This is a genomic window from Falsirhodobacter sp. 20TX0035, from assembly GCF_028307215.1.
Taxonomy (GTDB): Bacteria; Pseudomonadota; Alphaproteobacteria; order Rhodobacterales; family Rhodobacteraceae; genus Falsirhodobacter.
Map to the genome: position 1 here is coordinate 76,144 of NZ_JAQMHV010000014.1, position 7,032 is coordinate 83,175.

The following is a 7,032-nucleotide window of genomic DNA, read 5'->3' on the forward strand; positions in this document are numbered from 1 at the left end:
GCCCCTTTGGAAAGGCTAGCCGCATCCGGCGCGCAGCGGGTAGTAGCGCCCTAATACGGGTGGCGATGGCGTGGTGTCTTGCCGATGCCGGGGTTGAAGCAGTTGGTCGGATCCAGCGCCGCGTAATGGGCGGCCAGCGCGGGCTTGGCCTTATAAAGATGCCCGACATTGTGTTCGGCGGGATATTCCGCCCCCCGCGCGTCCAGCCGTTCCAGCATGGCGGCCTTCACGGCGGCGGCGTCCGCGCCGGGCTTCAGCACGTAATCCTGATGCAGCACGTGGCACAGGAAGTGGCCATAATACAGCTTCTGTTCCACCTGCGAGTCGAATTCGGGGGGAAGCCGCTCAAACCACTCCGTGTCGTTGCGGCGCAGCGCGATGTCGAGGGCGAGGATTTCGCCCCTCCGGTGCACGGCGCCGTAGCGGACGGCGGCGCCCGCGGCGGCGAAGCGGTGCAGTATGGCCTTGCCGGCTTCGTCCTTGTCACAGGCGAACCAGCCCTGCCCCACAGTCTGCGTCAGGATGTCTTCCGTCTGCGCCGCCGTGGCGCCCGACACCTTCAGGATCAGGTGATGTTCATAGCAAGCGCGAAACTCCAGCATCCGGCGCGGCAGGGCCTCCGGCAGCAGGCGCGACAGGCCCTGCAGCACGCGATCCGTCAGCCCCTTCGGCAAGCGCGCGTCCAGCGCCCCCTTCAGCGCGAAGAAGCGCGGCAGCCGGTCCGTGCCCAGCCAGTGGATCATCAGCACCGTGTCCTTGCCATAGCGATGGGTGATGTCGAAACAGTCGCGGTGCAGGTATTCGCCGCTGACCGGCAGCTCCGGCAGTTCGGTCAGCAGGCGGCGGCGCAGGTCGGTCAGGGCAGCCGTGTCGTTGGTGCCGATGTAGTAGATCCGGTCCCCCGCCTCGGCCGCGAAGGTGTCCAGCCGCACGGCGAAGACCGCGACCTTTCCGGCCGAACCCGACGCCTCGTGCAGGCCGCGCGGGTCGGCGTTGAAGCGGGCGGGCGTGGCCGCCTGCACGTCGCGCACGCGTTCGGCATAATTGTGGTCCGAGGCGCGGCCCGCCTGATGAACTGTTCCGATCTCCCCACGGTCTAGGCGGTCCAGCATCTCCTGGGGCGTGTCGCCCAGGTCGATGCCCAGATGGTTGACCAATCGCAGCACGCCATCCGCGCCCACCTGCGCGAACAGCGCGCATTCGGTGTAGGACGGCCCCCGCCGCACCAGCGCGCCGCCCGAATTGTTGCACACGCCCCCCACGATCGACGCGCCAAGGCAGGACGACCCGATCACGGAATGCGGGGTCCGCCCCTCCTTCCCCAGCAGCCGTTCCAGCGTGTAGAGCGTTCCGCCCGGCAGGCTCAGGATCTGGCGGCCGCCGTCCAGCAGGTGGATGCGGTCCAGCCGCAGGGTGGAGATGATGACCACGGGCCGGTCATACGCCCCCTTGGGGGTCGATCCTTCGGTCAGCCCCGTATTCGCCGCCTGCAGGATCAGGATGGCCCCCGCCTCCACCGCCGCCTGAAGCACGGCCCACATCTCGCGCAGCGTGCCGGGGATTACGACGGCCGCCGCCTCTCCCTCGCCCGACCGGAAGCCCTTGCGGAAACGCTCGGTCGCGTGGGGTTCGGTCAGGCAGTGGCGCGCGCCCACAATGGCGGTCAGGCGCTGGGTCAGGCTGTCATGCGGCATCGGTCGTCTCTCCCCTTCATTCGGTCCAGCATAAATTTTCCACGATCCTGCGGGTAGTATGGGCATAATACCCGCAGGCCGGTTTCCGCGCCTAACATCGGTCCCATATGAGGATGAGGAGGGAACGCTTGGCGAAATTCGTGCACAGCATGATCCGGGTTCTGGACGAAGGGCGCTCCGTCGCCTTCTACGACCGCGCCTTCGGGCTGAACGTGGCCGACCGGATCGAGTTCGACGACTTCGTGCTCGTCTACCTGTCGAACGCGGAGAACACGTTCGAACTGGAGTTGACGATCAACAAGGGCCAGACTGAGCCTTACGATCCGGGCAAGGGCTACGGCCATTCCGCCTTCGTAGTGGAGGACGTGGACGCCGAACATGCGCGGTTCGAGGCGGAGGGGCTGGCTCCGCGCAAGCTGGTGGATTTCCAGCATGAAGGGCGCACGCTGGCACGGTTCTTCTTCGTGCAGGACCCCGACGGCTATCAGATCGAGGTGATCGGACGCGGAGGACGGTTCGGCTGAGGGATGAATGCGGCCTGTGGAGGGGCCGCGGGAGTTTTGGGAGGAGACACCATGGAAATGACGCGCAGCGTGCCTTCGGGCAGCGCGTCCTCGGTGGCCGTGTCGACGGTCGCCGACGACAACTACAAACGCATCCCGATCGGGCTTGAACGCGGATCGGGATCGCGCAAGCTTCTCGCGCGGATGCTGCGGGTGATGTTCCCGCATCCGCAGATCGGCGACGACCCCTATATCCGCACCGCCGAGGCCGTGCTGAACATGGCCTGCGAAAAGCCGGGCCGGCAGGTGGCCTTCGCCGCCGCCATTCAGGACCTGATGAACCTGAAGTTCGAGGAGATGGACGACGCGGCCGCGCTGGACCATCTGCGCGGCATGCAGGGCCACGACTTCTTCACGCAGGTGCAGGGTTCGGCGCTTCTGGCCTTCTATGACGATCCCGAGGTGTGGGAGGCGCTCGGCTACGAGGGGCCAAGCTTCGACAAGGGCGGTTACGTGAACCGGGGGTTCAACGACCTCGACTGGCTGCCCGAGCCGCGGATCGAAGAATATCAGGGGGGTGAGGCATGACACAGATCGCACAGGACGAACCCGCCGTTGTCATCATCGGATCGGGCGCGGGCGGCGGCACGCTCGCCTATGAGTTGACGAAGCAGGGCATCCCTTGCGTCGTGCTGGAAGCCGGTCCCTACCTGAAAAACGAGGATTACGAGAACGACGAGTGGAAGGCCTTCCACCAGATGGCCTGGCTCGACCCGCGCACGACCTCGGGTTCGTGGCGCATCGCGAAGGACTTTCCCGCCTTGCCCGCCTGGATCGTGAAGGCCGTGGGCGGCACCACGACGCACTGGTCGGGCGCCACGCCCCGCTTCAAGGACCACGAGTTCAAGGCCCTGTCCACCTATGGCAAGGTCGAAGGCGCGAACCTGCTGGACTGGCCCATCACACTGGCCGAGATGGAGCCCTATTACGACCGGGCCGAGATCGCGATGGGATCGACCCACCGCCACGGGCGGAAGGCGCTGCCGGCCAACAACAACTACAAGGTATTTGCCAACGGGGCAGAGCGTGTGGGCTACAAGATGTACGCCACGGGCCCCTATGCCACCAACGCCGAACCCTATGACGGCCGCCCCGCCTCCATCCAGGACGGCTTCAACTTCCAGGGCGACAAGAGCGGGGCGAAGTGGTCGATCATGGTGCGGGAAATCCCGCGCGCGCTGGAGACGGGCCTTCTCGACCTGCGCCCCGACAGCCACGCGGTGCGCATCACGCATGACGCGGCGGGCAAGGCCGACGCGGTGATCTATGCCGACAAGGACGGGCATCTGCAACGTCAGGCGGCGCGCGTGGTCTGCGTGGCCGGCAACTCGATCGAGACCGCTCGCCTTCTGCTGCTGTCCGACAGCTCGCGGTACCCCAAGGGGCTGGCCAACGGGTCGGATCAGGTGGGCCGCAACTACATGCGGCACCTGACCGGATCGGTCTATGCCCGCTTCGACAAGCCGGTGCGCATGTACAGGGGCGAAACCATGGCCGGCCTGATCGCGGACGAAGCGAGGCACGATCCCTCGCGCGGCTTCGTGGGTGGCTTCTACATGGAGACGATCTCCCTCGGGCCGGCCTTCCTGGCAGCCTTTGCCGAACCCGGCGCCTGGGGGCCGGAGTTCGCCGAGATCATGAACGCCTATGCCAACACCGCGGGCATGTGGATCGTGGGCGAGGACATGCCGCAGGAAACGAACCGCGTCACCCTGTCGGAAAAGGTGCGCGACCAGTGGGACCTTCCCGTGGCAAACGTGCATTTCGACGATCACGCCAACGATGTCGCGATGCGCGAATATGGCTATGGCCGGGCCGAGGCGATCTATGGCGCGGTGGGCGCCATCGGGCATCACCGCACGCCGCCCTACCCGTCGACCCACAACCTCGGCACCTGCCGGATGAGCGCGGATCCTTCGGACGGCGTCTGCGACCGCAACGGCCGCACGCATGAGGTGGAGAACCTCTTCATCTCGGACGGGTCGCAAATGACCACGGGGGCGGCGGCGAACCCGACGCTGACCATCGTGGCGCTGGCGATGCGGCAGGCTGACCATCTGGCGGGTGAACTGAAGCGCGGCAACCTGTGAACCGGCGGGGGCGTCCGCGCCCCCTGCCGCGAACGATCTGAAGGAGAAGGCAAGATGTGCAGGGTCTTCATCGGGGCCGATCCCCAGCTTTGGGAAAGCCACACCCGTTCCCTCCGGATGGACGGGATGGTCACCAGCGTGCGGCTGGAAAACATGTTCTGGACCGTGCTGGAGGAGATCGCGGCCAAGGACGACATGAACGTGCCGCAACTGCTTCACCAGCTTTACAATGAATCCATCGACGAGGGGCATGATCTGGGCAACTTCACCTCGTTCCTGAGGGTGTGCTGCCTGCGGTTCATCGATTTGCGACTGAAGGGCCTGCTGCGCGAAGGGGCGGACGCGCTGCCGGCCGACCGCATCCTGAAGATGGAGGCGGAGGAGACGCTGCGGCGCGCACGTCCCGCCCCGGGCCGTCCGAACTGAACATGTCATCGGCGGCGGGACACATCCGCCGCCGATGACAGGAAACCAAACGCCCGTCCCGCCCGTTGACGGGCATGTCGCACAGCCCCATCCAGACCCCGGCCGATGTGGAACCCGCCTTCCGGGCGGCGCTGGACCGCTTCGATCCCGCCCGCCGCCCCCTGATTCTGGGCCATTTCGACGCCGACGGCCTGTCCGCCGTCGCGACCCTGGCGCGGGTGCTGGAACGCCTTGGCCGCCCGGCCGACATCCGCATCACCGGCAAGGGGGAAAACCCCTGGTCTCCCGCCCTTCGGGCCGAGCTGGAGGCGCGCCGCCCCGGTGGCCTGATCGTGACCGATCTGGGCGTGCGCGCGGGCGACATCCTGCCCGGAACACCCACCGTTCTGATCGACCACCACGTGCCCACCGGCGCCCCGGGCGAGGCCACTGTCATTTCCGGCAACGGCTGGACGCCGGAGCCGACCTCCTCCCTTCTGGCCTGGTGGTGCGCGGGCGCGCCGGAGGATCTGTCCTGGCTGGCCGCTATGGGCCTGATCGGCGACATGGCCTCCGACGCGTTTCCCGAACTGGCCGAGGCGCAGGCCCGTTTCGGCAAGACGGCGCTGCGGGACGCCGTGTCGCTGGTCAATGCCCCGCGCCGCACGGCACGGGCCGATGCCGGCCCGGCGCTGGCGCTTCTGCTCCGCTGCACCTCCCCGAAGGATCTGCTGAAGGGCGGGCATTCGGAAACGGCCGATCTGCACGCCGCCAAGGCCGAGGTCGCGGCCGAGATGGAGGTCGCGAAACGGGTGCCGCCCAAGGTGCGCGGAGATGTGGCGATGATCCGCTTCGCCTCCCCCTGCCAAGTGCATCCCCTGGTGGCGCAGGGCTGGCGTGGGCGGCTGAAGGACAAGATCGTGCTGGCCGTGAACACCGGCTACCGCCCCGGCTGGATCCATTTCGCGGCCCGCACGGCGACGGGCACCGACCTCATCCGCTTTCTGGCCGAACATCGCCCGCCCGGTGCGGGCGAGGAATACGGCAGCGGCCACGTGCAGGCCACGGGCGGCGCGCTGCGGCCCGCCGACTGGAACGACTTCGCCACCCGCATCGGCTTTCCCGACGAAAAGGTCCCCGAATGAACACCCGCCCCCTGCGTCTGGGCTTTCCCGTCAAGGTGATGGGCAAGCCGGATCTGAAAAGCAACGACACGCGGCGCTGGCAGCAGAACCCGCATCTGAAGACCTCGCTGGAATACCTCGACGCGATCCTCGACTACCTCGTGAAGGTGGACATCGACATGTACCGCATGTCGTCGGACCTTGCCCCCTATGCGACCCATCCCGACATGCCGCAATTCCATAGCATGGTGGCAGAAAGCGATGCCGAACTGGCGGCCCTGGGCCAGAAGGCGCGATCGCTGGACATGCGGCTGTCGTTCCACCCGTCGCAGTTCGTGCTGCTGAACAGCCCCGACGCGGCGCTGACGACGAAAAGCATCTGGGACCTGAGTTCGCAGGCCGAGATGCTGGACCGAATGGGCATGGGGCCGGAGGGTGTGCTGGTGACGCATGTGGGCGGCGTCTATGGCGACCGCGAACAAAGCCGCGCCCGCTGGATCGAGGGGTATGAGCAATGCCCCGAGCCCGTGCGTCGGCGTCTTGTGCTGGAAAACGACGACATCCGCTTTTCGGCGGCCGACGTCCTGTGGATCCACGAACGCTGCGGTGTGCCGCTGATCTTCGATCACCAGCATTATTGCTGCCTGAACCCCGAGGGGCTGGAGCTTCGGTCGACCGTGGAGCAGTTCGTCCGGTCGTGGCCCGAAGGGGTGCGGCCGAAGATCCACTTCTCCTCCCCCCGGACGGAGCTGCGGGAGATCAAGCGCAAGCTGACGGAAAAGGAACGCGCGGCGCTGACAGCCAAGGGCGGCAAGTCCACCGCCCGCACCAAGACCGTGCTTCTGCCCCCGATCTGGACCGGGCACGCCGATTTCACCAACCCGTTCGAGTTCATCACCTTCATGCGGACGGTGGCGGGACTGGAGTTCGACGTGATGCTGGAGGCGAAGACCAAGGATCTGTCGCTTCTGAGGCTGCGGAGCGACCTGCTGCGCTATGCCCCCGACATCGCCGCGCGCTTCGGCGTGAAGGGCAGCGCCGCCGAAGAGACGTTCGAACTGGAAAGCGTCGAGGAGTGAGGCGGGGGGGGGGGGGGGGGGGGGGGGGGGGGGGGGGGGGGGGGGGGGGGGGGGGGGGGGGGGGGGGGGGGGGGGGG

General features: G+C 67.2%; 7 protein-coding genes. 6 read left to right on the top strand and 1 reads right to left on the bottom strand.

What is annotated here, in order from left to right:
• Positions 1–50: 50 nt before the first annotated feature.
• Positions 51–1,694, bottom strand: coding sequence for a D-lactate dehydrogenase (gene dld / locus PIJ50_RS13995; RefSeq protein WP_271976056.1), 1,644 nt, complete (start codon positions 1,692–1,694; stop codon positions 51–53).
• Positions 1,695–1,822: 128 nt separating this feature from the next.
• Here dld and PIJ50_RS14000 point away from each other — a divergent pair, with 128 nt between their 5' ends.
• The 6 genes from PIJ50_RS14000 to uvsE all read left to right on the top strand — a co-directional run bounded on the left by PIJ50_RS14000 (position 1,823) and on the right by uvsE (position 6,955).
• A complete protein-coding gene (locus PIJ50_RS14000) occupies positions 1,823–2,218 on the top strand; it encodes a VOC family protein (RefSeq protein ID WP_271976057.1) in 396 nt (131 codons plus the stop codon).
• A gap of 51 nt (positions 2,219–2,269) precedes the next feature.
• The gene (locus PIJ50_RS14005; RefSeq protein WP_271976058.1) at positions 2,270–2,785 is read left to right on the top strand and encodes a hypothetical protein; all 516 of its coding nucleotides are present in this window, start codon (positions 2,270–2,272) and stop codon (positions 2,783–2,785) included.
• Positions 2,782–4,347, top strand: a complete 1,566-nt coding sequence (locus PIJ50_RS14010; protein WP_271976060.1) for a GMC family oxidoreductase — start codon at positions 2,782–2,784, stop codon at positions 4,345–4,347. The genes PIJ50_RS14005 and PIJ50_RS14010 overlap by 4 nt, the downstream gene beginning before the upstream one ends.
• A gap of 54 nt (positions 4,348–4,401) precedes the next feature.
• Positions 4,402–4,773 carry a ribbon-helix-helix domain-containing protein gene (locus PIJ50_RS14015; RefSeq protein ID WP_271976062.1) on the top strand — a complete coding sequence of 124 codons (372 nt, stop codon included), beginning with the start codon at positions 4,402–4,404 and terminating at the stop codon, positions 4,771–4,773.
• 74 nt (positions 4,774–4,847) lie between these two features.
• Complete coding sequence (locus tag PIJ50_RS14020; protein WP_271976064.1) at positions 4,848–5,897, top strand: DHH family phosphoesterase; 1,050 nt, start codon at positions 4,848–4,850, stop codon at positions 5,895–5,897.
• Positions 5,894–6,955 (top strand): UV DNA damage repair endonuclease UvsE, encoded by a 1,062-nt coding sequence (gene uvsE / locus PIJ50_RS14025; RefSeq protein ID WP_271976066.1) that lies wholly within the window; start codon positions 5,894–5,896, stop codon positions 6,953–6,955. Before PIJ50_RS14020 ends, uvsE begins: the two co-directional genes overlap by 4 nt.
• The last annotated feature ends 77 nt before the right edge of the window (positions 6,956–7,032 follow it).